This window comes from Pseudarthrobacter oxydans, assembly GCF_034258515.1.
Taxonomy (GTDB): domain Bacteria; phylum Actinomycetota; class Actinomycetes; order Actinomycetales; family Micrococcaceae; genus Arthrobacter.
In genome coordinates this window covers 1,072,603-1,095,775 of the sequence record NZ_CP139438.1, presented here as the reverse complement: position 1 = coordinate 1,095,775, position 23,173 = coordinate 1,072,603, and the positions used below count along the sequence as shown (strand labels likewise).

The window sequence follows — 23,173 nt, the reverse complement described above, 5'->3', positions numbered from 1 at the left end:
GTCGTGCCCACCCGCCTTGACAAGTATGCCGAAATGAAGCCGAACTGGGACTACCCCGTCGTGATCGAGTCCCACATCAACGGCATCCGCACGAAGGAGATGAACCCGAACACGCCCATCACCTACGAGGAGATCGCGGAGGACGCGATCAGGTGCTGGGAGGCAGGTGCAGGAGCAATCCATGCTCACAACACGAGCTTCGACCTCCTCGGGGAGAACGCCTACAAGGACTACATGCGCACCTGGGACCGGGTCCTCGAGAAGCACCCGGACATCACGTGGTATCCCACTACTTGCAACAACCTCCGGCTCCTGCCGCATGAAAACGGCCTCGAGCACGTGCCGCACCTGTACGAAGGCGGCAATGTGCGCATCGGCTGCGTCGACACCGGCCTGACCCTGTTCGCCGTCGACGAAGACGAGGAAGGCTACCTCTCCGGCCCGGAATTCGGATTCAACTACCAGCGCGTGGCAAGCCAGGTCAAAATGTTCCGCGAAAGGGACCTGGCCATGGTGTTCGGTGTGTACGAGCCGGGCCATCTGCGCCACGCGATGCACTACGTCAACCGGGGCCTCTCGACCCAGGGATCCATGTGGGACTTCTACCTCATCGGCGACTACGGACTCACCGCCATGGAACCGATCGGCACGAACGGGATGAAACCCAGCCTCGAGAGCCTGTACTACTACCTCACCATGATCGAGGAAGCAAAGGTCAAGCACCCCTGGTACATCTCGATCTGGGGGCAGGGCGCCCTCGACGACACCGCCATCCTGCGCCGGGCCATCGAACTGGGCGGCCACATTAAGACCGGCCTTGAGCTCTTCTATGATCCCGCCCGCAATCCCACCAACCTCGAACTCCTCCAGCAGGCCCAGGAGATCGCCCGGGAGGTAGGCCGGCCCATCGCAACCCATGAAGAGGCGCGGGCCCTCTACAACATCACCTGAGCACGGCAAATCCAACCATCTATTTCACGAGGAGGCGCAATGGCTGCGCACAACGAAGGCGGGGTCACCCCCTTCACCATCTCGATCCCGGATGAGGACCTCAAGGATATGAACGAGCGGCTCCGCCGCACGAGGTATCCGGTGGACTTCGCCAACGACGACTGGCGGTACGGCTACAACACCGACTACCACAAGCAGCTCGTCGATTACTGGATCAACGAATACGACTGGCGGGACGTCGAGCGGCGCATGAACGAACTGCCGCACTTCAAGACGGAGCTGATGGGCGTCCCGCTCCACTTCATCCACGTCAAGGGCAAGGGGCCCAACCCCATGCCGCTGCTCATCCACCATGGCTGGCCCTGGACCTTTTGGGACCTGCGCAAGGTCATCGGGCCGCTCTCCGACCCGGCGAGCTACGGCGGCGATCCGGCGGACGCCTTCGACGTCGTCCTCATCTCGCTTCCGGGATACGGCTTCTCCTCGCCGCTGACCGAACCGGGCTGGAACTGGTGGCGGACGGCGGACCTGGAGAACGCCCTCATGAAGGACGTGCTGGGCTATGAGAAGTACGCCACGGCCGGCGGCGACTGGGGCGCCCTGATTGCGCAGCAGCACGGCCACAAGTACGAGCAGGACGTCTACGGCGTCTACACGCACTTCCCGGCCCAGATGAGCCACTACCTTGCCGAACACCCGGATGCGCCTCCCGGCGTGCAATACGACCCCTTCCTCGGGCTGCCAGATGAGAGCGAGTACAACGACTCCGACGAGAAGGGCTGGTTCGAACGCGGCAAGCTCTTTGTCCAAAAGGAGAGCGGTTACGGCGAAATCCAGCTGACAAAGCCCCAGACCCTGGCTGCGCTCGTTGCGGACTCCCCCGCAGCCCAGCTGGCCTGGATCACCGAGAAGCGCTACTTCTGGGGCCTGGAGGAGCGCGGCCACGGCACCGAAGCCTTTGAACGCGTATGGCCCAAGGAAGACCTGGTCACCACCGCCGCGGTGTACTTCCTCACCAACACCGGGGGCACGTCCTCCCGTTACTACTGGGAGTGCCGGGGGAACCCCTGGTCACCGTCTCATGACAGGTTTCCCGTCGTCGGCGCCCCCACGGCAGTGGGCATCTACCCCGGCGAGATCTACAAGCCGCCGCGGACCTGGACGGAGAAGTACTTCAACCTCCAGCAGTACCGAGTGCACGACGAGGGGGGCCACTTCGCCCCGCTTGAGGTGCCCGACACCTACGTGGACGACGTGAGGACTTTCTTCCGCACCTTCCGCTGACCGCACCATAACGCGTCGTGGGGAGCCTGCCTGGCAGGCTCCCCACACTGCGTTAAAGGCCGCCCTTCAAGGCCCCTTGACAGGCTGCTGTGAGATGAAGCACACTCGATAGCATGCTAATGCAGTAGATGAATATATATGCGATTCCGAAACTGTACTTGCTCCAGGTCGTCTCTCACAAAGGAGTCTTTGATGCACCTCAAGAAACTCGTCCGACGCCGCATAGCGGCGTTCGGGCTCGTGGCCGGCCTGATGGCCACCACCGCCTGCTCGTCGACCACGGCCGCGTCCCAGCAGCCGATCGACAAGAAGGACATCGTCCTCGTCGCCTCCGTCATCAACACCACCAACCCCTACATGGCCTCGATGATCGAGGGCGCGAAGGCTCTGTCCAAGAAGCTCGACGTGCCGCTCGAGATCGTCGACTCCGAGGGAAGCTCGCAGACCGAGATCTCCAAGATCCAGGCCATCCTGGCGCAGGGCAAGAAGGTCGCGCTGATGGTCAACACCGTCGCCAGCTCGGACGCCCCTCCCATCGTCAACGCAGTGAAGGCCGCGGGCGGCTACGCAACGGTCTGGTGGAACAAGCCGGACAACTTCGAACCGTGGGACCAGGGTGACAACTTCGTCGCCTTCCAGAAGCACTCCGGGGTCGAGAGCGGCCAGTGCACGGCCAAGGCGCTCGCCGACAGCATCGGCGGCAAGGGCAACATCGTGGCCCTCGCGGGCGTGCTCGACAGCACCACCAGCCAGACCCGCGTGGCCGGCCTGCAGGACGCGCTCAAGGCGTACCCGGACGTGAAGCTGCTCGAAACGCGCCCGGCCAACTGGGACCCGCAGCTCGGGCTCAAGGAGACCCAGAACCTCCTCGCAAAGTACGGCGACAAGATCGACGGCGTGTGGGCTGCCGATGACGGCATGATCATCGGCGCCGTCCAGGCGGTGAAGGATGCGGGGCGGATCAACGACGTCAAGTTCGCCTCGGACGGTCTCTACCCGCCGGTCGTCGACATGATGAAGGAGAACATGGGCAACGGCGCCATCGCCGGCGAGACCTTCCACCGCGGATTCATGGCCGCCGCGATCGGGCTCTACACCTCGTACCTCGCAGCCACCGGTGAGATCAAGCCATCGGAATTGCCCAAGGAGAAGCGCAACAGCCTGTTCAAGCTGAGCTGCGTCACCCCGGACAACCACGCCGAATTCACCAAGTACGACGGCGATATCGACGGCTGGATGGACGATCTGATCGAAAACGGCCCCTGGGACACCGAGCCCGTGCCGCTGGTCTCCGGCGGCCCGGAGAAGCTGCCCTAACGGACCGCAAACGGCGGCTCCGGACACCGCACAGACGGGTCCGGAGCCGCCCCACCGGAGCAACCACGACAGGTGAAAGTAATGACACACAAGGACACCGGGACGGGCCTCCTCGAGGCACCCGCCCCATCACAGCCACCCCTCCGGACAGGCCGCCGGTTCGAGGCCAAAAACCTCGGCGAAGTGCTTGCCCTGGTCGGACTGATCGCCGTTTTCGCGGCGCTGAACCCCGCGACGTTCCTGACGCCGGAGAACCTGCGGACCATCCTGGACCACGCGTCCCTTCCGTTGATCATCGGCGTCGGCGCAACCCTGGTCATCTTGACCGGTTCGATTGACCTCTCTGTAGAGGGCGTGATGGGCGCAGCAGGCATGACCTTCGTCCTGATGACGGCCAACAGCCGCGGAAGCGCGGACCTGGGGCCCTGGGCCATTGTTGCGGCGCTCGCCGTAGGCGTGGGCCTCGGCCTCCTGAGCGGCCTGGTGCACACGCGCCTCAAGGTTCCCTCGTTCATCGTCACACTGGGCGTCTGGTTCGTGGGCCTTGGAATCGCCACTGTGCTCTTCGGTGACAAGTCCATTCCCTTCCTGCCCGACGGCGGCATCAAGGGCTGGCCGTCCACCCTCACCTTCGGGTTGCCCAACTCATTCCTGCTCGCCGCCGCCTTCGTCCTGGCGGGGATGTTCGTGGCCCGTTTCACGCGGCTGGGTCGCTTCGCCTACGCGATCGGCGACAGCGAGGAGATCTCCAAGGGCAACGGCATTCCGGTGCTCAGGTACAAGCTCTACGTCTTCGTTGTCGCCGGCGCCTGCAGCGCCGCCGCCGGCGTGTTGGCAGCCCTCAAACTCGGTGCAGGATCGGCCACCGTGGGCGTGGGGACGCTCTTCCTGACCATCGCAGCCGTGGTGATCGGCGGCACGTCCCTTGGCGGCGGTAAGGGCGGCATCCTCCGCACCGCGATCGGTGTGCTCATGCTGACCGTCCTCAACAACGGGCTCATCCTCAGCGGGGTCAGCCCGAATATCCAATCCGCCGTCTCCGGAACCGTCCTGATCGCGGCCGTCCTCGTGGCTACCTGGCCGCACCGCAGCAGACTGAGGATCGTAAAATGACCAACGCTTCCCTGGCGCCCCGCACCGGCGTCGAAACCCCGGCACTCAAGCTGACCGACATTTCGAAATCCTTCGGCACGACCCACGCGGTCAAGAATGTCTCCCTCGAGATCCCGCGCCATGAAGTGGTCGGGCTGATCGGTGAAAACGGCGCCGGCAAATCCACCCTGCTGAAGATCCTGACCGGGCTGCACCAGCCGGATTCCGGAGTCATCGAGGCAGCCGGCCGGCCGGTCAAGTTCCGCAGGCCGCAGGACGCCGTTGCCGCGGGCATCGGCGTCGTGCACCAGGAGCAGTCGCTCCTGTCTAACCTGTCCGTCGCTGAAAACATCGCGATGAATGCCCTGTCCTCCAAGGACGCGGCCACGAGTTACGGGTTCTACCGCTGGAAGCGCCTCAATGCGGAGGCAGCCGCCATCCTGGCCCGTGTTGGCTCCAACATCGACCCTCGCACCACGGTCAGCGACCTCTCCTTCGTGGACCGCCAGATGGTCGAAATCGCCCGGGCACTACGAGTGGACGAGGCCATCCACGCAGCACCGCTGGTGATCCTCGACGAGCCCACCTCAGTGCTGGAGCGCAACGAAACGGCGATCCTTGAGCGCGAGATCCGCTCCCTGCGGGAAATCGGTTCGGTGCTGTTCGTCTCCCACCGGCTCGACGAAGTCCTCCGGATCTGCGACCGCGTAGTGGTGATGCGGCACGGCGAAGTCGTGGCAGACGTGCGGCGGGAGGAAGTCAGCGAAGATGACCTCTTCCGCCTCATGATCGGACAGGAATCACGGGCGCGGGTGCGCAAGGGCGGCAACGCCGCGGGCGCCGTCGCGGCCGTCGAGGCCAAGGGCCTGAGCCGTAAGGGGCAATTCAAGGACGTTTCGTTCGCCGTCTCTCCTGGGCGGTCCCTAGCCATCGTGGGCGCCATGGGCTCCGGGCGCGAATCCGTTTGCCGGGCCCTCTTTGGAGCCGAGCCGTTCGACTCCGGCACCCTCGAGGTTGCCGGCGGAGCCGTCCAGGGCTGGTCGATGCGCCGGGCCGTACGGAACGGACTGGCCTACATCCCCTCCGAACGGAAAGTCGAGGGCATGGTCGGCGGCCTGAGCGCGGCCGAAAACCTCACCCTGGTCCATCCGCGCGAGGCAGCCAGGGGCCCGTTCCTGCGGCGCAAGGCCCGTATGAAGGCCGCCGAGGAATGGTTCGAGCGCCTCGACATCCGGCCCCGCGACCCCCGCCTGCCCCTTGGCCGCTTCTCCGGCGGCAACCAGCAAAAGGTGGTCATGGCCAAGTGGCTGCGCGCTGAGGAGCTTAGCGTCCTGATCCTTGACCACCCGCTCCGCGGCCTCGACCCGGGAGCTTCGCAAACGGTGAACGACCAGATCCGTGCCGCCCAGGAGGACGGCGCCGCCGTGATCCTGCTGCCCGACACGCTCGAGGAGGCCCTCGAGATGGCGGACGAGATCATCGTGATGCGCGACGGCGAAATCACCGCCCGCTTCGACCTCTCGGTCGACAGCCCGACTTCCCTCGACCTGCTTGAAAAGATGGTGTGAATCCCATGTCAAAGAAAGCCCTTCTCGAGCATCCGGCCACAGCGCCGGCCGCCGCCGACGGCAAGACGAAGTCCGCACGCCGCCCGCCACGGAATCTGTGGTTCACCGCCGGGCCCTTCGCGGTATTCCTTGCCCTGTTCGCCCTCGTGGCCATCCTCCGTCCGGCATTCCTGACCGGTGGCGGCATGGCAATCCTTGCCGTCCAGGCCGCGACCATCCTCCTGGTTGCGTTGGGGCAGGCCATGGTGCTCCATGTGGGTTCGATCGACCTGTCAAATGCAGCGATCGTGATCTTCGCGGCGATCATCCTCGCTCAGACTCTTGGGCCCCTCGGTCCCGCGGCACCCGTCGTCACCCTCGGCGTCGTGACCCTCATTGGGGCCGCCAACGGTTTCCTGGTTGCGTTCGGCCAGATCCCTTCCTTTGCCCTGACGCTCGGCACGCTCGGCATCCTGCAGGCAGCTTCACTGGTGATCAGCAATGCGACCACCGTGTATGCCACGGCGAACGGCCAACTCCTCGCTCCCCTGTTCGGGACCGCTTTTGCCGGCCTGCCGCTGGCCTTCTGGGTCGGTGTGCTAATGGCGGTGGGCCTGTGGGCCTTCCTCCGGTTTACCCGGGCCGGTGAAGGCATGACAGCCGTGGGACTCAACGAGAAGGGTGCATTGTTCTCGGGCCTGCGGACCCGCTGGTTCAAAGTGCTGGCCTTCGCTCTCTCCGGCCTTCTGGCCGGCCTCGCCGGCATGCTCGTCATTGCGCAAGCCGGGGCGGCGTCGTCCTTCGGCCTGGGAAGCGACCTCCTGCTGCCGGGCATCGCCGCAGCCATTGTTGGCGGCACCGCCATCACCGGCGGTATCACAAACCCGATCAACATCATCTTCGGCGCCCTGACCGTCGCGCTCGTGCCCATCGGCGCCGCCGCCGTCGGCGTCACACCCCAGGCGCAGAGCCTGGTCTACGGCCTGGTGATCATCGCCGCCGTGGCACTGACTATGGGCCGAGGCCACAACGAAGTGGTCAAATAGCACTGGCCACCACCACACGTCTTGTTCCCGTCCTCCGCAACGCCGCGAGGGACTTCCCTTCCCTTTCCGAAAGGTACACACCCCATGTCAGTTCTCAAATCACTCCAGCCGCAGGAGGTGTTCTCCTTCTTTGAGACCCTTGCCGGCATTCCCCGCGGCTCGGGCAACGAGAAAGAGGTCGCCGACTGGGTCGTCGGCTTCGCCCGGGACCGCGGCCTGGAAGCCACCCAAGACGATCTGCACTGCGTCCTGGTCCGCAAGCCCGGCCAGCTCGGGCTGGAGGACGCGCCGCCGCTCATCCTCCACGGACACCTGGACATGGTGTGCGAGAAGGAGGACGGAGTGGTGCACGACTTCGAACGCGACCCGATCGAACTCCTCATCGAGGGTGACTTCGTCACGGCGAACGGCACGTCCCTGGGCGCGGACAACGGCATCGGCGTTTCCTACATCCTGGCCCTGCTGGACTCAACGGACATCCCGCATCCTCCCCTTGAAGCGGTTCTGACCGCGATGGAGGAAAAGGGAAAGGTCGGGGCCGCCGGATTCGACACCTCGAAATTGTCCGGCAAGCGGATGATCGACTTCAACTGGATCACCGACAAGGAGATCCTCGCCGGCTGCAGCGGAGACATAACCTTTACCGTGGACATCCCCGCGGAATGGGAGTCCGCTCCCTCCACGCATTTGGATGCGATGCAGCTTAAGGTCCGCGGCCTGTCCGGCGGGCATTGCGAGTTCGACATCCACCTTGAGCGCGCCAACGCCGTCTTGGTCCTCGCCCGGGCTCTCAACGCCATACTCTCCCAGTATGACGTGCGGATCTCCGACCCCCACGGCGGTGCCCAGAACAACGCAATCCCCGCGGACGCCCAAAGCACCCTGCTCGTGCGGCCAGAGGACGCGGACGGCGTGCGCAAGGTCATTTTGGAGCTCGAGGGTGTGCTGCAGAATGAATACCGAGAGGCTGAGCCCGGCCTGCGCCTTGAGCTGGTGCCGGCCGAGACTCCGGACCGGGTCTTCTCCCCCGCAGCGGCGGCACGCTTCGCCCGCTTGACGGCACTCATCCCGAACGGCGTGCTCAGCTGGAGCCTCACGGTTCCGGGAATCGTCGAGAGCTCCAACAACCTGGGCACGGTGCGCACCACTGCTAACGGCGCCCGGCTCATGTCCACGATCACCGCGGCGGTAACTTCCCGCAAACACGAGATCCTGGACCGTGTCCGTGCGCTCGCCGCACTCGCCGGCGGCGGAGTGGCAGTCGAAGAGTATGGCCTTGACGCAGCGGAATTCCCCTATCGTCCGGACTCGCCGCTGCTGAGCGTGGCCCGCGGGGCATTCCGCGACGTGATGGGCCACGACGCCGAAGTCCACGTCTCCCAGTGCAGCCTCGAACTTGGCATGTTCAGCCAGAAGATCCCCGGGCTGGATATCATCTCGATCGGTACGGAACTTCATGATCTCCACTCCCCCAAGGAGACCGTCAACCACACTTCGGTGACCCGCGTATGGCCCCTCGTCAAGGAGGTTGTGTCCCGCCTGAAGTAAGCGGGCACCCATCCACTGAAACCAAGGAAACCCCCGGCTATGAAGGCCGGGGGTTTCCTGCGTGGCCAGGGCCCCTGGGCCTGTCCCGCTAAGGCTGACCCATCCCGGAGCTGAGGCCCCCGGTGACGCCAGCCGACGCAGCGGCTGCCCGGCGTCGTCCCCTGTTCTTCGCGTTAGCCTGCTGTCCGTCAGGCGGCGGCCGGAAATGCGGTCCAGGGCAGACGGGATACGGCGCATACCCACGGTGCCACTCCAACAAACGTGCGTCCGCGCCCGCAAGTGAGCGCGAACAGGCAGCTGCCCTACCGGTACAGATAGAGGCCCGCACCGCGGTCAACGGCTGCTACTCCGCAGGTGACATGTCCTCGGTATCCAGGGGACCCGCCGTCAGCACATAAAAAGGAGGCCCGGACAACCTTGCGGTTGTCCGGGCCTACTTGCCGCGGGGCGGTCCCAATCAACTCGATTCGATGTTGTCCCGCACTGCGGCCAGGAAGCGCGCCCCCGTGGCACCGTCAATGGCCCGATGGTCGCACGTGAGGGTGAGCCGCGCGCGGGGCCTCCAGGCACCCTGCCCGTCGTCGGTCGGCACGAACTGCTGGCGCGTGGCGCCGACGGCGAGGATGGCAACCTGCGGGACGTTGAGGATGGCATCGAAGCCGTCGATCCCCATCATGCCCAGGTTGGAGACGGTGAAGGTACCGTCCGTCACGTCGTCCATGGTGAGCTGGCCCTCGCGGGCGCGCTGGACGATGTCCCGGCGCGCATTCGCCATACCGGCCAAGTCAAGCGACGCAGCGTCCTTGATGACGGGAACCACCAGCCCTGCCGGAGTGTCGACGGCCATGCCGACGTTGATGCGCTCGAACCTGGTAACCGTCTCGTCGGCGTAGTGAGCGTTCAGGGCGGCGTGGTCACGCAGCGCTGCCGCGCAGGCGGCGAGGATGGCATCCGTGACCGTGGCGCCGGGGCTGCGCTCCTTCACGCGGAGCGCAGCCCCCATGTCCGCCTCAACGGCAAGGTGGAAAGCAGGGGCCTCCCACGCGGCCACCATGCGCCGCGCAGCAGTCCGCCTGATTCCCTTGAGCGGGACGACAGTCCTGCCCTCTTCCTCGATCGCCGTCACCGCTTTGCCTGAACCAGGCCGCGGGCCTTTCCGGCGCAACCGTACAGCTCCATCTTCTCGATGGTCGCTTGGATCATCCGTTCCCGGCCCTCCGCCATCGCGTCCTCCAGCTGGCGGTCGCCCTGCGACCAAACGGCTTCGATGCCTGAACGGAACGCCAGGCGCAGGTCCGTATCTGCATTGAACTTATGCACACCGGCGGCCATGGCAGCCCGGATCTCGTCATCCGGGACGCCTGAGGCGCCATGGAGGACCAGCGGGATGTTCACGGCGGCCTCGATCTCCTTGACCCTCTGGATGTCCAGGGGCTGCGCTGTCGCAAGCGGAACACCGTGCACGATCCCCACGGAAATAGCGAGGAAGTCAACGCCCGTCTCCGCAACGAAACGCTCGGCTTCGGCAACATTGGTGTAGTAGGACTGCCAGTCGACCTGCTGGTCGGCGTCGGGAATCTTTCCCAGCTCGGCCTCGACGGGGATGCCGAAGGAGTGCGCTACCTCGACGACCTTCCGCGTGGTGCGGATGTTCTCCTCGAACGGAAGGTGGGCGCCGTCGTACATGATGGATGTGAATCCAAGCTTGATGGCCTCAAAGACTTCCTCCCACGGCCCGTGGTCCAGGTGGATCACATATTCGGCCTCGGACTCCTCGGCGATGCGGCGCGTCATCTCGTAGGCCTTCTTGAGCCCCATGTGGGGCACGATGGCCCGGCCCACCTGGAGGAAAACCGGAGACTTGGCACGTTCGGCGGCCTTGACGAGCGCTTCAGTGGTCTCCTCGTTGTGCATATTGAAGGCACCGACAGCGTAAGAGCCCTCGGACGCGTCCTTGATGATCTGGCGTGGATCGACCTGTGGCATAACCGTTCCCTTTCCTGCCCTGGACCGTCAGGCGGTCTCGATGTAGGCGATCACGCTTCGGACGTCGACCGTTTCGCCTTCGGGGACGACGATTTCGGCCAGGACGCCGGAGGCGGGGGACTCGAGGGTCTCCTCGACTTTCTCGGCCTCGACCTCGGCCAGCGGCTCGTCCTCGGTGACGGTGTCGCCGACGTTCTTCAGCCAGGTGGCGATGGTGCCTTCGCTCATGCCCATTCCCCACTGGGGCAGCAGGACCTCAACTTTTGCCATGTTCTTTCTCCTTGCTTCGGTGTTCTTTAGGGGTGTCACATGCGCGGTGCGGGCGATGTGAGTTCGTTGTTCAGGGTGTTCGCCATCAAGCCCGTGATACGGCGGACGGCGTCCTCGATCTTTGTCCGGTTCGGGTAGAGCTGCTTCTCGAGGGCGGGGCTGAACGGGATCTGGGTATCGGGGGTGGTCACCCGGATGATGGGGGCCCGGAGGGACTCGAAGGCCTCCTCGGCCACGATGGCCGAGATCTCCGCCGCAGCGGAGCAAGTGCGGTGGGCCGGATCGGCGATGACCAGCCGGCCGGTGCGCTGGACGGACCGGATGACTGCTTCGGTGTCGAACGGGACGAGGGTGCGCGGGTCGATGACCTCGACCGAGACGCCCTCCCCGGCCAGGGTTTCGGCAGCCGCGAGGGCTTCCGGGACGGCGCTGGAAATCGCGACGACGGTGACGTCATCGCCGGTCCGGGCCACGTTGGCCTGGCCGAACGGGATGCGGTATTCCTCCTCCGGGACCTCGCCCTTGCTGCCCCACAGCATGCAGGCTTCGAAGGTCAGGACGGGGTCATCGGAATCCACCGCGCTGCGGAGCAGGCCTTTCGCGTCGTACGGGTTGGACGGGACGATGATCTTCAGCCCGGGGACGTTCATGAACATCGGGTACGGCCGGTCGGAGTGGTGCGCGCCGGTGTTTAGCCCGTAGAACATCGCTGAGCGGAACACCACGGGGATGGACGCCTGGCCGCCGAACATGTAGCGGTTCTTGGCGGCCTGGTTCACGAACTGGTCCATCGCCATGTACAGGAAGCTCGAGTACGACAGGTCGACGATCGGGCGCAGGCCGGTCATCGCGGCGCCGATCGCGGCGCCGACGATGACTTCCTCGGAGATCGGGGTGTTGCGGATGCGGTTGGCCCCGAACATCTCCAGGAAGTCGCCCTTGTCCTTGCGGGACTTGCCGGCGCCGGTGGTGCCGTAGACGTTGGCTTCGACGTCCTCGCCAATAATGACGACCCGCTCGTCGGCCTCCATGGCCTCGCGCTGGGCGGCGCCGATGGCACCAAGGTAGCTCATGACAGTCATGCGATTGCTCCGATCGGCTCGGTGTAGAGGTCTTTGAAGGCGACGCTGGGGTCGGGGTAGGGGCTCTCGTCCGTGAACCGCACGGCCTCGTCGACCTCGGCGAGGACTTCGGCCTCCAGGGCGTCGAGTTCCTCCGCTGTGGCGATCCCCTCCCTCTCAAGGTGCCGCCGGAACAGCACAATTGGGTCCCGCTCGACCCAGGCCGCCTTTTCTTCCGCATTGCGGTAGTCGGTGCCAAGACGCAGCCCCTCGGAGTGCTCGTTGAACCGGTACGTGACCACTTCCACGAGGGAAGGGCCTTCTCCCCGGCGTGCGCGTTCGACGGCCGTCGTGACCGCCTCGAACACCGCGAGCACGTCCTGGCCGTCCTCCACCCGGACACCAGGCATCCCGAAGCCGGCGGCACGGTCCGCGATCACCCCGGAAGTCACTGTGTGGGCGGGGGTGGACAGCGCGTACTGGTTGTTCTCGCACAGGAAGACCACCGGCAGGTCCCACACGCCGGAGATATTCATGGCCTCGTACAGGCACCCCTGGTTCGCTGCGCCGTCGCCGAAGAACGCAAGGGACACTTTGCCGTTGCCCAGCACCTTGCTCGAGAGCGCAGCACCGGTGGCGATCGGAATCGACGAGCCCACGATGCCGGACTCGCCCAGGCTCCCGACGGCGAAGTCGGCCAGGTGCAGCGACCCGCCCTTGCCCTGGCAGACGCCCGTGGCCTTGCCCACGAGCTCGGCCATGAGCGGTCCCAGCGGGGAACCCTTGCCGATCGGATGGCCGTGGCTTCGGTGGTTACCGGACATGTAGTCCCCGTCCCCGAGTGCCATGCAGGCACCGACAACCTGGGCCTCCTGCCCGATGCTGGTGTGCACGGTGCCAGGGATCTTGCCGCGCTTGACCATGAGTGAGGCCCGCTCGTCAAAACGGCGGATCCGCAGCATGCGCCGCTGCATCTCCAGCAAATTCTGCGATGAAAGATCCATCACGGCTCCTTTCTGAGTAAATATTCAAGGTATGAATTCTAATTCTATTGATGGGTGGCCGAACTGGCAAGAGCCCGATCCGCCATAAGTGCCTGCTTCGCCTGTTCAGGAGCCCCGGAAGGGCTCCAGAAGTGCATCGATACGGGGCAGCACCACCGTCGGCCGCCGCTCAGGGGGCAGCAGCCCCGCCATCTCCGCCGTGGCCTCGCCTGTGAGGACGAGGGCCGAATCCATGCCGGCGTCCACCGCCATGGCGATGTCTGTCTGGAGCCGGTCCCCCACCATGACGCAGTCCGATCCGGAAAGCCCCAGGACGTCCAGCGCTGTCTGCAGCATGACTCCGGCCGGCTTTCCCACGTTGGCCTCGCACCGCACTCCAGTGCATGCCTCGATCGCGGCGATCACCGCCGCGGCGTCCGGCTCCCCCCGGCCCATCGGCATCGGACAGTAGGCATCCGGGTTCGTCGCCACCAGGCGGGCCCGCCGGTGCTGCCAGAGGGCGTCAAAGGCGATCTGGAGCTTGCGGTAGTCGAAGCCGCGGTCATAGCTCGCGACGACGACGTCAATGTCCCGGGGATCCTCGGTTACCCGGAAACCGGCCGAACGGATGGCCTGTTGGAGCGGCTCTTCGCCGATGACGAAGACCCCCGCTCCGGGGGCTTCCTTGCGCAGCCACGCGGCGATCGTGACCAGCGGGTTCACGATCCGGTTAACCGGGGTTGGCAGGCCCAGCCGGGTCAGCTTGTCCGCGTACATCTGCGGGTTCTTGGTGGGGTTATTGGAGAGGAACAGGGTCTCGCGTCCGGCGTCCCGCAGCCCGTGCACCAGCTCCGCGGCACCCGGGAGCAACTCGTCGCCCAGGTAGATCGTGCCGTCCAGATCGAAGAGGTAGCCGGCGTAGGCTCTCACGGGCCTGGACGTAAGGTTCGTTGCGGCAGTCATCGTGTTGCCTCCGCGAGCTTGGCGAAGACAGCCCGGTTGGCCGGATAAATATCGCGGTAGACGTCGTAGAGCCGGTCGTACGCTGCGGCCGCGGTGGGTTGGGGCTCGTAGGACAGCCCTGTTCCGCTCATGGCCTTCGCGGCGGAGGCCACGGAATCGTGGATGCCCGCGGCGGCCGCGGCCAGCATCCCCGCACCAAGGCAGGTGCTCTCCGGATCGCGCACCACAGAGACGCTGCGCTGCATGACGTCGGCGATAATCTGGCACCATACCGGGCTGCGGGAGCCGCCGCCCAGGGCGATCACTTCGGCCACGGGCTCCGCCAGGGCCTTCTCCGCCCCGGTGGTCAGGAGCCGCTGTTCGAAAGCGAGGCCCTCGAGCAGTGCCCGGTACACGTGTGCCTTGCCATGAATGCCCGTGAGGCCCAGCAGCGCACCGCGCGCGTTATGGTCCCAGTACGGAGTGAGGGCACCGGTCCAGTACGGCAAGGCCAGCAGGCCCTCCGAACCGGGGGGAAGAGCCGCCGCGGCGGTTTCAAGGACCTGCTCGGGGCTCAGCCCCAGGCCGAGGCTCTGGGCGTCGATCCCCGAGAATCTCTCGATGAACCAGCCCAGGTTGATGGTGCCTCCGCCGATGAAGGTTTCCAGGGTATAGGCACCGGGAACAGCTGCGGAGAGCGTCCGGTATTCGCGTGCATAGGAATAATGGTCGGAGAACGTCCCCGACACGATCCCGCTGCCGAGGTTAAGGTAGGCCCGGCCGCCCGAGGTTGCCCCGGCACCCAACTGTGCGCATTGCCCGTCCCCTGCGCCGGCCACGACGGCGACTCCCGACGGCAGGCCAAGGCGCGCGGCGGCGTCGTCCGTCAGATTGCCCAAGAGGCTGCCGGGCGGCCGGAGTTCACTGAGCTGCCTGCGGTCAAGGCCCACCGCGGTGACCAGTCCGTCGTCGTAATCGAAGGTGGACATGTCCACCAGGCCGAGCGGATCCGCCGAGGCCCAGGAAGTGAGCCAGGCGCCGGTGAGGCGGTGGACCAGGAACCCATGAACGTCCACCACCTTGCCGATGCGTGAGACCGTGTCAGGTTCATGGGCCTGGAGCCAGTGGAGCTTGTACCAGGCCGGGGTCGGGTTGGCGGGCTTGCCGGTGAGGCGGTGGACGTCTTCCGTGCCGAAGGTGGAGACCTCCTCGGTGGCACGGGTGTCAAGCCACAGCATGGCCGGCCGGAGCGGGATGCCCTCGTCATCGAGGCACACGAAGCTCTCGCGCTGATGGGTGATGCAGATGGCGCCGATCCGGGAGGTGTCCACGGTCTGGGCTGCCCGCCGGATCGCTTCAGCGGAGGCGGTCCACCAGTCCTCTGCGTTCTGTTCCCCCCACCCCGGACGGGGCTGGCTGAGGCCGAAGGCGCAGCGCGCCTGCGAGAGTGCCTCGCCGCGGGCGTTCCAGACGACGGCTTTGGCGGCCGTGGTGGAGCAGTCGACGCCGATCACATAGTCGCGCAGCATGGCTTCACTTCCCTTCCGGGGCCGCAGCTGCAGCGGCCTGGGCGGCGCGCTCCAGCACCTCGTCCACGTCCGCGGCCTCCCACCATCCGAGGAGCGTGAGCAGGTCCACGACCGTGAAGCGGTTCCGCATGAGGGCGCAGTTCTCGACCGCCCACCGTCCCAGTTCGGCATCCACGGAAGGCTCAAGTCCGGACAGCGAGACAGGGGCGCCTGCGCCCGCGAGCGCAGAGGCGATCGACTCCGCGGGCCGGACGAGGTCCCGAAGTTCCCCGCGGACGTCGGCCCAGCCCTCCAGCATCGCTCCTACCCGGGCCAGCCCGCGCCCCACAACATCGAGCTTGGCGGAGTAGTCGCGCCAGCATTCCTCGGCCACGCGCAGGCTTGGATCGATCCGCTCGAAGGCAGCGAGGACTCTCAGCCTGGCGGGTCCGTGATCGAGGGCTGCCAGGTGCGGCCGGCTGCCGGGCGCGGCAGCCAGCCTCTCGAACAGCATGTCCCAGGCGCTGGCGGCGATCACTGAACCGGCCCCCACCTGGGCGCCGTGGAAGCCGATGGGTTCATCATGGGCGCCGTGGTATTGGTCAAGCATGTGGCTGATCAGGTGCTCGACGCCGGAAAGGACGGCCGTCGTCCCGGCTACACCTGTGACGATCCCGCGCAATGCAAGGGCGCGCGCGAGGGCGCCTACTGACTCGGGCCGGGCCTCCCGGACCCCTGCACTCCAGCTCTCCAAGTCCTTGCCGACCATGCCGAGCAGGCGCACGGCATTGGGCTTGTACGTCGGATCGGTGCCCACGAGGGAAGCCAGCCGCCAGTCGGCCGGGGCAACCAGCATGGACGTCATCTCGCCGAAACCGGCACGGTTCATGGCTTCCGGCGCCTCGGCGATGACGTCCGTATCGGAGAGGACGGCGTCTGGCCAGCATGAGGGTATGGTGCGTTTCACCCCGTCCCGCAGGACCACGGACACGTCGTCGGTGTACCCGTCGACGGAGGCGGCTGTCTGAACCGAAACCAGGACCGGGGTGCTGCCTGCGGCGCCTGCGCGCTGGACCGCGACCTTCGCGATGTCGCTGATGGTGCCGCCGCCGACAGCTACGACGGCATCCGCGCCAAGGACAACACCAGCGGCCTCATCGAGGACGCTGTCGACGACGTGGAGCTCAGCGTGCCCGTCGTCGAGCACTGTGCCCACGACAGTGAACCTGGCTGCGAGCTGGGCCTGGATGAGATCTTTGATGTCCTCCCCGGAGCGTGCGATCCGGGTACGGTCCACGAGGAGCGAGACCCGCGGCGGCACGCTGCCGGGCTGTGGAGCAGGCAGGAGCCGGGTGACCGAGTCGGCTACTGCACCAAGCGCGCCGGGGCCGATGATGAGCTGCCGGAGCCCGCAGGGAGCGAGCGTCTGGTCGGGATCGGCCTCGGCGAGCAGCTCCTCGATGGGCTCTACGACGTAGGTGTCGGTGGTCATGGTGTCCTCTCGGAACGGGGATGCGCCGTCAGGCGCCTTGGCGGGAGCGGCTGGCGCGGTCGGTTAGGACGGCAACGATGATCGCGATGCCGATGACAACCGGCTGGAGGTTCGGGGAGACGTTCAGGAGCGACATGCCGTTGTTCAGGACGCCGATGATCAGGAGGCCGATGAACGTGTTCAGCATGCCGCCGGAGCCGCCGGACAGGCTCGCGCCGCCGATCACGACGACGGCGATAACATTCAGGAGGTCGGCGGTTCCCGCCGTGGGCTGTGCAGAGTCAAGCCGGGAGCCGACGATGACGCCGGCAAGGGCTGCGAGGAAGCCCGCCACCACGTACACGCCGATCTTGATGCGCGTCACATTAAGGCCGGAGAGCCGCGCCACTTCGGCGTTCCCGCCGATAGCGTAGAGCGCGCGGCCCGAAGGGCGGAACCGGAGCCAGTAGGCCGCGATAAGGAACGTGGCCACCATGATGATCCCTTCGAGCGGGATCCCGAGGATGTCGTTGCTGGTGATGGCCAGGTACCACTCCGGGAACCCGTTGATCGGGTTGCCGTTGGTCAGGTAGAGCGCCAGTCCCGCCGCCGCGGACATGGTGGCGAGGGTGGCCACGAAGGGCTGGATGCGGCCGTAGGTCGAGAGCACGCCGTTGATGAAACCCACCGCGGCCCCGACAGTTAGGCCCAGGACAACGCACAGTTCGAAGGGAACGCCGGCGGAGCGGTAGAGCCACGCGCTGGTCATGAGCGACAGGGCCAGCGTGGATCCGACGGACAGGTCGATGCCGCCGATGAGGATGACCAGGGCCGCACCGACTCCCATGATGCCGATATCGGCGTTTTGGGTGATCACGTTGGACAGATTGCGCCACGTCAGGAAGTACGGCGACATGATGGACAGCGCGATCATCACCGCGATGAGGCCGATCAGCGGCCCGGGGACCCGACGGAGCACATTGGCGGCAATCCCGGCCAGGCCAGGGCCGGTACCCCGTCCCGGAGAGGTGCCAGTCCCCGCATCTTCCGGGGTCCGGCCGCCGCGTCCTGAGGACCGTTGGTTGATGGCATGATCCGTTGTGGTTCGCATGGCTGATGCTCTTTCTACTGCTGGGAAATAAGGGGGGAGGCCGCTGATTCCGACGAGTGCACGGCCAGCGACATGACGGTCTCCGGGGTGGCTTCTCCCCGGCGGAGAATCCCCCGCTGCCGGCCCTGCGACATCACCAGGACCCGGTGCGAGAGGCCCAGGACCTCGTCAAGCTCGGATGAGACGACGATGACGGACATCCCCTCGGCCGCGAGGGAGCGGATGATCTCGTAAATGGCCATCTTGGCGCCGACGTCGACGCCGCGGGTGGGTTCGTCGATAATGAGGACCTTCGGATCCTTGACCAGCCATTTGCCGATGAGGACCTTCTGCTGGTTTCCGCCGGACATCGACTTCACCGGCAGCGCCATGTTGCCGCGGACGTCGAGCCGGCGGGCCTGCGCCCCTGCAACTTTCCGGACCAACTTGCGTGTCAGCAGGCCCTTGCGGGCAAGCTCCCGCTCCCACGGGAGTGTCACGTTCTCCTCGGCGGTGCGGTCCAGGTTGAGGCCCTGGCCCTTGCGGTCTTCCGGGACCATGACGATCCCGGCGCGGATCGCTGACTGCGGGCTGCTGCAGGGAAGCTTTCGCCCCTCAAGGATGACTTCACCCGAGTCAGGGCGGTCCACACCGGCGATGGCCCGGACCACCTCGGTCCGCCCCGCGCCGACGAGGCCGGCGATCCCGAGGACCTCCCCCGCGGCCAACTCGAAGTTAATGTCCGCGAACGCACCGCGCCGGCCGAGGCCCCGGACCTCAAGCACGGTCGTATCGCGGCTCGGCTGCGGCGGGACGTGCTCGTACGTGAACTCTCGTCCGACCATAGCGTTGATGATCTTTCCCTTGTCCACGTCTCCCGAATCCCAGGACTGGACACGCGAGCCGTCACGCAGGCACACGATCTCGTCTGCGACCTCCCGGACCTCGTCGAGCCGGTGGGAGATATAGACGACGCCGGCGCCGGCGGCCCGCAGCGCGCGGATCCGCTCGAGGACGTGTTCGGTCTCCGACTCTCCGAGGGAGGCCGAGGGCTCGTCGAACACGACGTACCGGGGACGGCGGCTGAGGGCCTTGGCGATCTCGATCTCCTGCTGCATGGCCATCGAGAGGCCGCGGACGGGGCGGCGAACATCGAGTTCCACCCCAAGCGAGTCGAGGACGGTCCTCGACTCGCGGCGGACGAGTTCCCAGTCCACACGGCCGCGCCGGTGCGGAAGCCGGCCGAGGAAGATGTTCTCGGCGACCGAGAGGTCCTGGATGAGGCGCGTCTCCTGGTGGATGAGCGCCACACCCTGCCGGAGTGCTTCGGCGGGGCTGGAAGGGGCGTAGTCCGCCCCGTCCAGCCGCATGGTGCCGCCGTCCGGCTTCACGACGCCGGTGATGATCGAGCTGAGGGTCGACTTTCCCGCACCATTTTCGCCCACGAGCCCGACAACGGTGCCCGACTCGACCCGGAAGTCGACCGATTTCAGGACCGTCACCCCGGAGTATGCCTTCATCAGGCCAATGCCCTCCAGGCCGGCCGAAGCTTGTTGAGTCGTCATCGTGGAATCACTTGAAGGACTGGGCGTCCGGGCCGTAGAAATCTTCGACCTTGTGCTTGGCAACCGTGTCCTTGTTGATCAGCACCGTGTCCTGGTACTGCTCCTTCGGGATGTCCTGGCCCTTGCCCTCCATGAGGGCGACGGCGTTGCGTACGGCGAGCTGGCCCATCATGTACGGCTGCTGTGCCATGGTCGCCTGGGTCAGGCCACTCGCGACCGCATCGAACATGGTCGGGAAGCCGTCGATGCCCACCGAGAAGATTGTCTTTCCGGAGGCCTTGGCTGCCTTGGAGGCGCCGAGCGACATTGCGTCGCTCTCACCAAAAACGGCTTTGAGGTTGGGGTTCGCCGTGAGGATGTTCTGGGTGGCCTTGTAGGCCTCGGTCTCATCCCAGTTGGCGGTTTCCTCGGCAACAACCTTGATGCCTGGCGTCTCCTTGAGGGCCTTCTGGCATCCCTCCGTCCGCTGGATTTCCGCGGTGGACCCGAGTACGCCGTGCAGAATGGCTATCTCGCCCGACCCGCCGATCTGCCCAAACATCCATGTGCAGAGCTCGTAGGCGGCTTTGACGCTGTCAGTCGCGATGTAGGTGGCAAGATCACCCTGGCCGGACTCCGGGCGCTGGTCGACCGCGACCACCGGGACGTCCGCCTTATTGGCGGCACGGACACCAGCAGCAGCAGCGGTTGAGTCTTGGGAGGTGAAGATCAGGGCACCGATCTCCTTCGTCAAAAGATCATTGACCTGCTTGACCTGGGCGGACGAGTCGTTGTTGGCAGACGTGATGTTCACGTCGTAGCCCAGCTTCTTCGCCTCGTCCTTGATGCCGGCAACCTCGGCCACATAGAAGAGTGACTTCTGGTCCGCCACCGACACACCAATCACCTTCTTCTGGTCCCCGGCGGCGGGAGTACCTGCGCCCCCGCATGCAGCAAGCGAGAGCGCCATGATGGCGGCCGTCATAACGGCGCACCCCGAGCGGATCATCTTGTGGGAAGTCATCATCGTCTCCTCTTGTCTTAGCGACTTCACTGTCGAGTTGAAATTTTTATTCAGGCACGCAATTACTATGCATTGATGGTGAGGCATGGATCACATAACTGTCAAGGCAGACCATGTTCAAAGGGAATTAGGGCGCGTCGCACCAGCCGAGGACCCGCAGAGCGTGGAACGTCAGCCACTTGGAGGGCTCGCCGGCCGGAACGACACACGGCCGGGGTGGCGCCGCTCCTGCAACGACGTGCATTCCTGTTGCCGGGCTGACCGGACCAGCTCGATAGCGTCAGCCAAGCGCGGATGCGTAGTTCCGCCGTCGTTCATTGCTGCCGCGCGGAAGTAGTCCGCCGCATTCAAGGCTTTGTAGAACCAGCGGAAGGAGGACCGGGCGCCGGATCGGGGCCCCACTCGCGCAGCGTGTTCAGGGACCAGGTGGTGGCGGTGTACGGCTGCCCCGTATCTTCTGCAGCCTCCGGCCCCTCGAAGTAGGAGTCCTTGGGAAAGTACGCTCCGCCTGCCCACTTTCCGTCCGGATCCTGCAGCGCGAGCAGCTGCGTCGGAGCGGCAGCCGAGGCCTGCGCCCGGGCTCCGGGTTCCGCCTGTACGCAAACTGACGGCCACCCTTTCATCCGGGTGGCCGCCAGTTTCAGTGCCTGCTGGGTGCTACTGCTCCGCTTCCGCGGCAGCCGCCTTGACGGCGTCCTTCTCGGCGCGCAGAGCCTTGGCGTCGTGCTGTTCCTCTGCTTTTTCCTGGTGGATGACCACTGCGAAGAGCTTCTCCATCTCCTTGGCCACGCCGGCCGCTGACGACGGGTTCTGGCCGGTCACCAGCCGGTCGTCCACAACAACCTTTTCCTCAAAGACATCAGCGAAGACGTGGGTGGCGCCCTGCTCCTCAAGCCGGTCTGCCAGGAAGAACGGAATGACCTTGTCCTTGCCCGCAGCGACTTCCTCGTCATTGGTGAAGGCGGCCACCTTGCGGCCCTCGACGAGGCGAAGCCCGTTCTCCAGTTCCACGTTCAGCAGGCCGGCCGGTCCATGGCAGACCGCGCCCACCAAACCGCCGTTGTTGTAGACGCTGGCCACCAGGTTCTGCAGGCCTTCGCTGTCCGGGAAGTCCCACATGGTGCCGTGGCCGCCCACGAGATAGACGGCGTCGTACTGCTCCGGATCCACGACGTCGACGCGGGCAGTGTTGTAGAGGCCGGCGCGCGTGGTCTCATCCTCCGTGAAGGCGACCTGGATGGGATCTTTCGTGTCCACCTCGTCGCGCGGGGGCTGGCCGCCCTGGATGGACGCAAAGTCGACGAAATGCCCGGAATCCTTGAACACCTTCCAGGGATGCGCAGCCTCAGCCACGTTGTAACCGGTCTTCTCTCCCGTATCGCCGATCTCGGAAACGCTGGTCAGTACCATGAGGATTTTCTTCATGAAATGCTCCTATCGTCCAACTCCCCACCCTACGCCCAGCCCGATCCACGGCGTCCGGAGGCGATTCAGGGCTGGCCTGTGGGGACGAGCCGGTAAGCGAACCGGCTGTCCGGGCCACCGGGTCCCAGCGTGAGGTCGGCCCCCTCGGTGGGCAGCACCACCGGCGCCTTGAACACGCTCCCGCCGCAAGGGACCTGCACGGGGGCGAGGACTTCCGCTCGCTTCCAGGTGGAGACGGACAACTCGGCTACCGGCAGTCCGGCACAGACCAGGTGCAGTTCAAACTGGCCCGGTGGGGCCGACAGGCTGGCCGTGGTGGTTGTGTTCCCGCTGCTGGTTCCCCGCAGCTCTCCGGGCAGAGGCGGTTGCAGCTGCTGTGCTGCCCAGTCTGAAAGGTCTTCGAGCTCCGAAAGCCTGCGGTCAGGGTTGGCCTGCACCTTGACGCCCGTTGCGGCGGGTCTGCCCGTGGGCGGCACCGCGCTGATGGTGAGGGGCCCGCCGTCGTGCCTGACAAAGCGGTCCAGCCTGGAGGTGCACTCAAAGCCGGTCGCCTCCGGTACGCCGTCAGGCTTCACCAAGGTGAGCTTGGCCCCATAAACCCCTGCACAGGCGCCGGTGACCAGATAGTCTCCGGGCGCCAGGTCAAGGGACAGCTTCCCCGCGGGTTCAGCCGCTGACGGCATGCCGGGGTCCGTGGGGGAAGCCTCGAGCAAACGGGCCACTTCGTTGACGTTGTCCTTGAAGGACGCGGCCGACGGCGTTGCGGGCGGCGGGGATGAAGGCGCCGGCGGCTCGTCCGGGCCGCTGTACTCACACCCCGCCAGCGACATGGCCAGAACGGCCGCAGCCATGGACATTCTTATGCGCCGTGCCGGCATCCCCCCATGAGACATGACGCCGAGTCTACGGGCCTGGCGCCTGGCGGGCCGGCACCCGGCGGGAGCGGCGGGGAGGCGCAGCGCGAGGCGGCCGGCAGCAGCTGTCAGCCGAAATGCCGGCCCCGCCTTTACGGCACGTTACGCCCGCTCCGGGGCCGCAAGAGCCGGACTCCGGGCGCCGTGGAGCCCCACCAGCATGCTGAAGC

At 65.9% G+C, this 23,173-nt stretch carries 21 protein-coding genes; 7 read left to right on the top strand and 14 right to left on the bottom strand.

Annotated elements, in window-relative coordinates:
* Positions 1 to 3 precede the first annotated feature (3 nt).
* From SMD14_RS05040 to pepD, 7 genes are all read left to right on the top strand, one after another.
* A complete protein-coding gene (locus tag SMD14_RS05040; RefSeq protein ID WP_321215543.1) occupies positions 4 to 951 on the top strand; it encodes a 3-keto-5-aminohexanoate cleavage protein in 948 nt (315 codons plus the stop codon).
* Between the two features lie 39 nt (positions 952 to 990).
* The gene (locus SMD14_RS05035; RefSeq protein WP_321215542.1) at positions 991 to 2,235 is read left to right on the top strand and encodes an epoxide hydrolase; all 1,245 of its coding nucleotides are present in this window, start codon (positions 991 to 993) and stop codon (positions 2,233 to 2,235) included.
* Between the two features lie 192 nt (positions 2,236 to 2,427).
* Positions 2,428 to 3,552: a sugar ABC transporter substrate-binding protein gene (locus SMD14_RS05030; protein WP_197432411.1), complete on the top strand. Its 1,125-nt coding sequence runs from the start codon at positions 2,428 to 2,430 to the stop codon at positions 3,550 to 3,552.
* A gap of 81 nt (positions 3,553 to 3,633) precedes the next feature.
* Complete coding sequence (locus tag SMD14_RS05025; protein ID WP_157238893.1) at positions 3,634 to 4,665, top strand: ABC transporter permease; 1,032 nt, start codon at positions 3,634 to 3,636, stop codon at positions 4,663 to 4,665.
* On the top strand, positions 4,662 to 6,212 hold the full coding sequence (locus tag SMD14_RS05020) for a sugar ABC transporter ATP-binding protein (protein ID WP_157238894.1): 1,551 nt from the start codon (positions 4,662 to 4,664) through the stop codon (positions 6,210 to 6,212). The genes SMD14_RS05025 and SMD14_RS05020 overlap by 4 nt, the downstream gene beginning before the upstream one ends.
* A gap of 5 nt (positions 6,213 to 6,217) precedes the next feature.
* Positions 6,218 to 7,237: an ABC transporter permease gene (locus SMD14_RS05015; RefSeq protein WP_157238895.1), complete on the top strand. Its 1,020-nt coding sequence runs from the start codon at positions 6,218 to 6,220 to the stop codon at positions 7,235 to 7,237.
* 84 nt (positions 7,238 to 7,321) lie between these two features.
* The gene (gene pepD / locus SMD14_RS05010) at positions 7,322 to 8,785 is read left to right on the top strand and encodes a beta-Ala-His dipeptidase (protein WP_321215541.1); all 1,464 of its coding nucleotides are present in this window, start codon (positions 7,322 to 7,324) and stop codon (positions 8,783 to 8,785) included.
* Positions 8,786 to 9,242: 457 nt separating this feature from the next.
* Here the strand turns inward: pepD and SMD14_RS05005 are convergent, their stop codons facing one another.
* The 14 genes from SMD14_RS05005 to SMD14_RS04940 all read right to left on the bottom strand — a co-directional run bounded on the left by SMD14_RS05005 (position 9,243) and on the right by SMD14_RS04940 (position 22,940).
* Positions 9,243 to 9,911 carry a 2-oxo acid dehydrogenase subunit E2 gene (locus SMD14_RS05005; RefSeq protein WP_321215540.1) on the bottom strand — a complete coding sequence of 223 codons (669 nt, stop codon included), beginning with the start codon at positions 9,909 to 9,911 and terminating at the stop codon, positions 9,243 to 9,245.
* A complete protein-coding gene (locus SMD14_RS05000; RefSeq protein ID WP_157238900.1) occupies positions 9,908 to 10,771 on the bottom strand; it encodes a class II fructose-bisphosphate aldolase in 864 nt (287 codons plus the stop codon). Before SMD14_RS05000 ends, SMD14_RS05005 begins: the two co-directional genes overlap by 4 nt.
* Positions 10,772 to 10,798: 27 nt before the next feature.
* Positions 10,799 to 11,041: a biotin/lipoyl-containing protein gene (locus SMD14_RS04995; RefSeq protein ID WP_104997022.1), complete on the bottom strand. Its 243-nt coding sequence runs from the start codon at positions 11,039 to 11,041 to the stop codon at positions 10,799 to 10,801.
* A gap of 35 nt (positions 11,042 to 11,076) precedes the next feature.
* Entirely contained in the window at positions 11,077 to 12,123 is a 1,047-nt protein-coding gene (locus SMD14_RS04990; RefSeq protein WP_321215539.1) for a transketolase C-terminal domain-containing protein, read from the bottom strand.
* Complete coding sequence (locus SMD14_RS04985; RefSeq protein WP_197432413.1) at positions 12,120 to 13,106, bottom strand: thiamine pyrophosphate-dependent dehydrogenase E1 component subunit alpha; 987 nt, start codon at positions 13,104 to 13,106, stop codon at positions 12,120 to 12,122. Before SMD14_RS04985 ends, SMD14_RS04990 begins: the two co-directional genes overlap by 4 nt.
* A 105-nt stretch (positions 13,107 to 13,211) precedes the next feature.
* Positions 13,212 to 14,048 (bottom strand): HAD-IIA family hydrolase, encoded by an 837-nt coding sequence (locus SMD14_RS04980; RefSeq protein ID WP_321215538.1) that lies wholly within the window; start codon positions 14,046 to 14,048, stop codon positions 13,212 to 13,214.
* Positions 14,045 to 15,556, bottom strand: a complete 1,512-nt coding sequence (locus SMD14_RS04975; RefSeq protein WP_321215537.1) for an FGGY family carbohydrate kinase — start codon at positions 15,554 to 15,556, stop codon at positions 14,045 to 14,047. Before SMD14_RS04975 ends, SMD14_RS04980 begins: the two co-directional genes overlap by 4 nt.
* A 4-nt stretch (positions 15,557 to 15,560) precedes the next feature.
* Positions 15,561 to 17,027, bottom strand: coding sequence for an iron-containing alcohol dehydrogenase (locus SMD14_RS04970; protein WP_321215536.1), 1,467 nt, complete (start codon positions 17,025 to 17,027; stop codon positions 15,561 to 15,563).
* A gap of 28 nt (positions 17,028 to 17,055) precedes the next feature.
* Positions 17,056 to 18,117 (bottom strand): ABC transporter permease, encoded by a 1,062-nt coding sequence (locus SMD14_RS04965; RefSeq protein WP_321215535.1) that lies wholly within the window; start codon positions 18,115 to 18,117, stop codon positions 17,056 to 17,058.
* 14 nt (positions 18,118 to 18,131) lie between these two features.
* Positions 18,132 to 19,661, bottom strand: a complete 1,530-nt coding sequence (locus SMD14_RS04960) for a sugar ABC transporter ATP-binding protein (RefSeq protein WP_321215534.1) — start codon at positions 19,659 to 19,661, stop codon at positions 18,132 to 18,134.
* A 7-nt stretch (positions 19,662 to 19,668) separates the two neighbouring features.
* A complete protein-coding gene (locus SMD14_RS04955) occupies positions 19,669 to 20,664 on the bottom strand; it encodes a substrate-binding domain-containing protein (protein ID WP_197432414.1) in 996 nt (331 codons plus the stop codon).
* A gap of 347 nt (positions 20,665 to 21,011) precedes the next feature.
* Positions 21,012 to 21,287, bottom strand: a complete 276-nt coding sequence (locus SMD14_RS04950) for a hypothetical protein (RefSeq protein WP_321215533.1) — start codon at positions 21,285 to 21,287, stop codon at positions 21,012 to 21,014.
* 34 nt (positions 21,288 to 21,321) lie between these two features.
* On the bottom strand, positions 21,322 to 22,089 hold the full coding sequence (locus tag SMD14_RS04945) for a type 1 glutamine amidotransferase domain-containing protein (RefSeq protein ID WP_321215532.1): 768 nt from the start codon (positions 22,087 to 22,089) through the stop codon (positions 21,322 to 21,324).
* 65 nt (positions 22,090 to 22,154) lie between these two features.
* Positions 22,155 to 22,940 (bottom strand): hypothetical protein, encoded by a 786-nt coding sequence (locus SMD14_RS04940; protein WP_321215531.1) that lies wholly within the window; start codon positions 22,938 to 22,940, stop codon positions 22,155 to 22,157.
* Positions 22,941 to 23,173 lie beyond the last annotated feature (233 nt).

Excerpts from the sequence above, each read along its gene's own strand:
- SMD14_RS05035 (WP_321215542.1), top strand. The coding sequence starts at position 991 with ATGGCTGCGCACAACGAAGGCGGGGTCACCCCCTTCACCATCTCGATC.
- SMD14_RS05030 (WP_197432411.1), top strand. The coding sequence starts at position 2,428 with ATGCACCTCAAGAAACTCGTCCGACGCCGCATAGCGGCGTTCGGGCTC.
- SMD14_RS05025 (WP_157238893.1), top strand. The coding sequence starts at position 3,634 with ATGACACACAAGGACACCGGGACGGGCCTCCTCGAGGCACCCGCCCCA.
- SMD14_RS05020 (WP_157238894.1), top strand. The coding sequence starts at position 4,662 with ATGACCAACGCTTCCCTGGCGCCCCGCACCGGCGTCGAAACCCCGGCA.
- SMD14_RS05015 (WP_157238895.1), top strand. The coding sequence starts at position 6,218 with ATGTCAAAGAAAGCCCTTCTCGAGCATCCGGCCACAGCGCCGGCCGCC.
- pepD (WP_321215541.1), top strand. The coding sequence starts at position 7,322 with ATGTCAGTTCTCAAATCACTCCAGCCGCAGGAGGTGTTCTCCTTCTTT.
- SMD14_RS05000 (WP_157238900.1), bottom strand. The coding sequence starts at position 10,771 with ATGCCACAGGTCGATCCACGCCAGATCATCAAGGACGCGTCCGAGGGC.
- SMD14_RS04995 (WP_104997022.1), bottom strand. The coding sequence starts at position 11,041 with ATGGCAAAAGTTGAGGTCCTGCTGCCCCAGTGGGGAATGGGCATGAGC.
- SMD14_RS04990 (WP_321215539.1), bottom strand. The coding sequence starts at position 12,123 with ATGACTGTCATGAGCTACCTTGGTGCCATCGGCGCCGCCCAGCGCGAG.
- SMD14_RS04985 (WP_197432413.1), bottom strand. The coding sequence starts at position 13,106 with ATGGATCTTTCATCGCAGAATTTGCTGGAGATGCAGCGGCGCATGCTG.
- SMD14_RS04980 (WP_321215538.1), bottom strand. The coding sequence starts at position 14,048 with ATGACTGCCGCAACGAACCTTACGTCCAGGCCCGTGAGAGCCTACGCC.
- SMD14_RS04975 (WP_321215537.1), bottom strand. The coding sequence starts at position 15,556 with ATGCTGCGCGACTATGTGATCGGCGTCGACTGCTCCACCACGGCCGCC.
- SMD14_RS04970 (WP_321215536.1), bottom strand. The coding sequence starts at position 17,027 with ATGACCACCGACACCTACGTCGTAGAGCCCATCGAGGAGCTGCTCGCC.
- SMD14_RS04965 (WP_321215535.1), bottom strand. The coding sequence starts at position 18,117 with ATGCGAACCACAACGGATCATGCCATCAACCAACGGTCCTCAGGACGC.
- SMD14_RS04960 (WP_321215534.1), bottom strand. The coding sequence starts at position 19,661 with ATGACGACTCAACAAGCTTCGGCCGGCCTGGAGGGCATTGGCCTGATG.
- SMD14_RS04955 (WP_197432414.1), bottom strand. The coding sequence starts at position 20,664 with ATGACTTCCCACAAGATGATCCGCTCGGGGTGCGCCGTTATGACGGCC.
- SMD14_RS04950 (WP_321215533.1), bottom strand. The coding sequence starts at position 21,287 with ATGAAAGGGTGGCCGTCAGTTTGCGTACAGGCGGAACCCGGAGCCCGG.
- SMD14_RS04945 (WP_321215532.1), bottom strand. The coding sequence starts at position 22,089 with ATGAAGAAAATCCTCATGGTACTGACCAGCGTTTCCGAGATCGGCGAT.
- SMD14_RS04940 (WP_321215531.1), bottom strand. The coding sequence starts at position 22,940 with ATGGCTGCGGCCGTTCTGGCCATGTCGCTGGCGGGGTGTGAGTACAGC.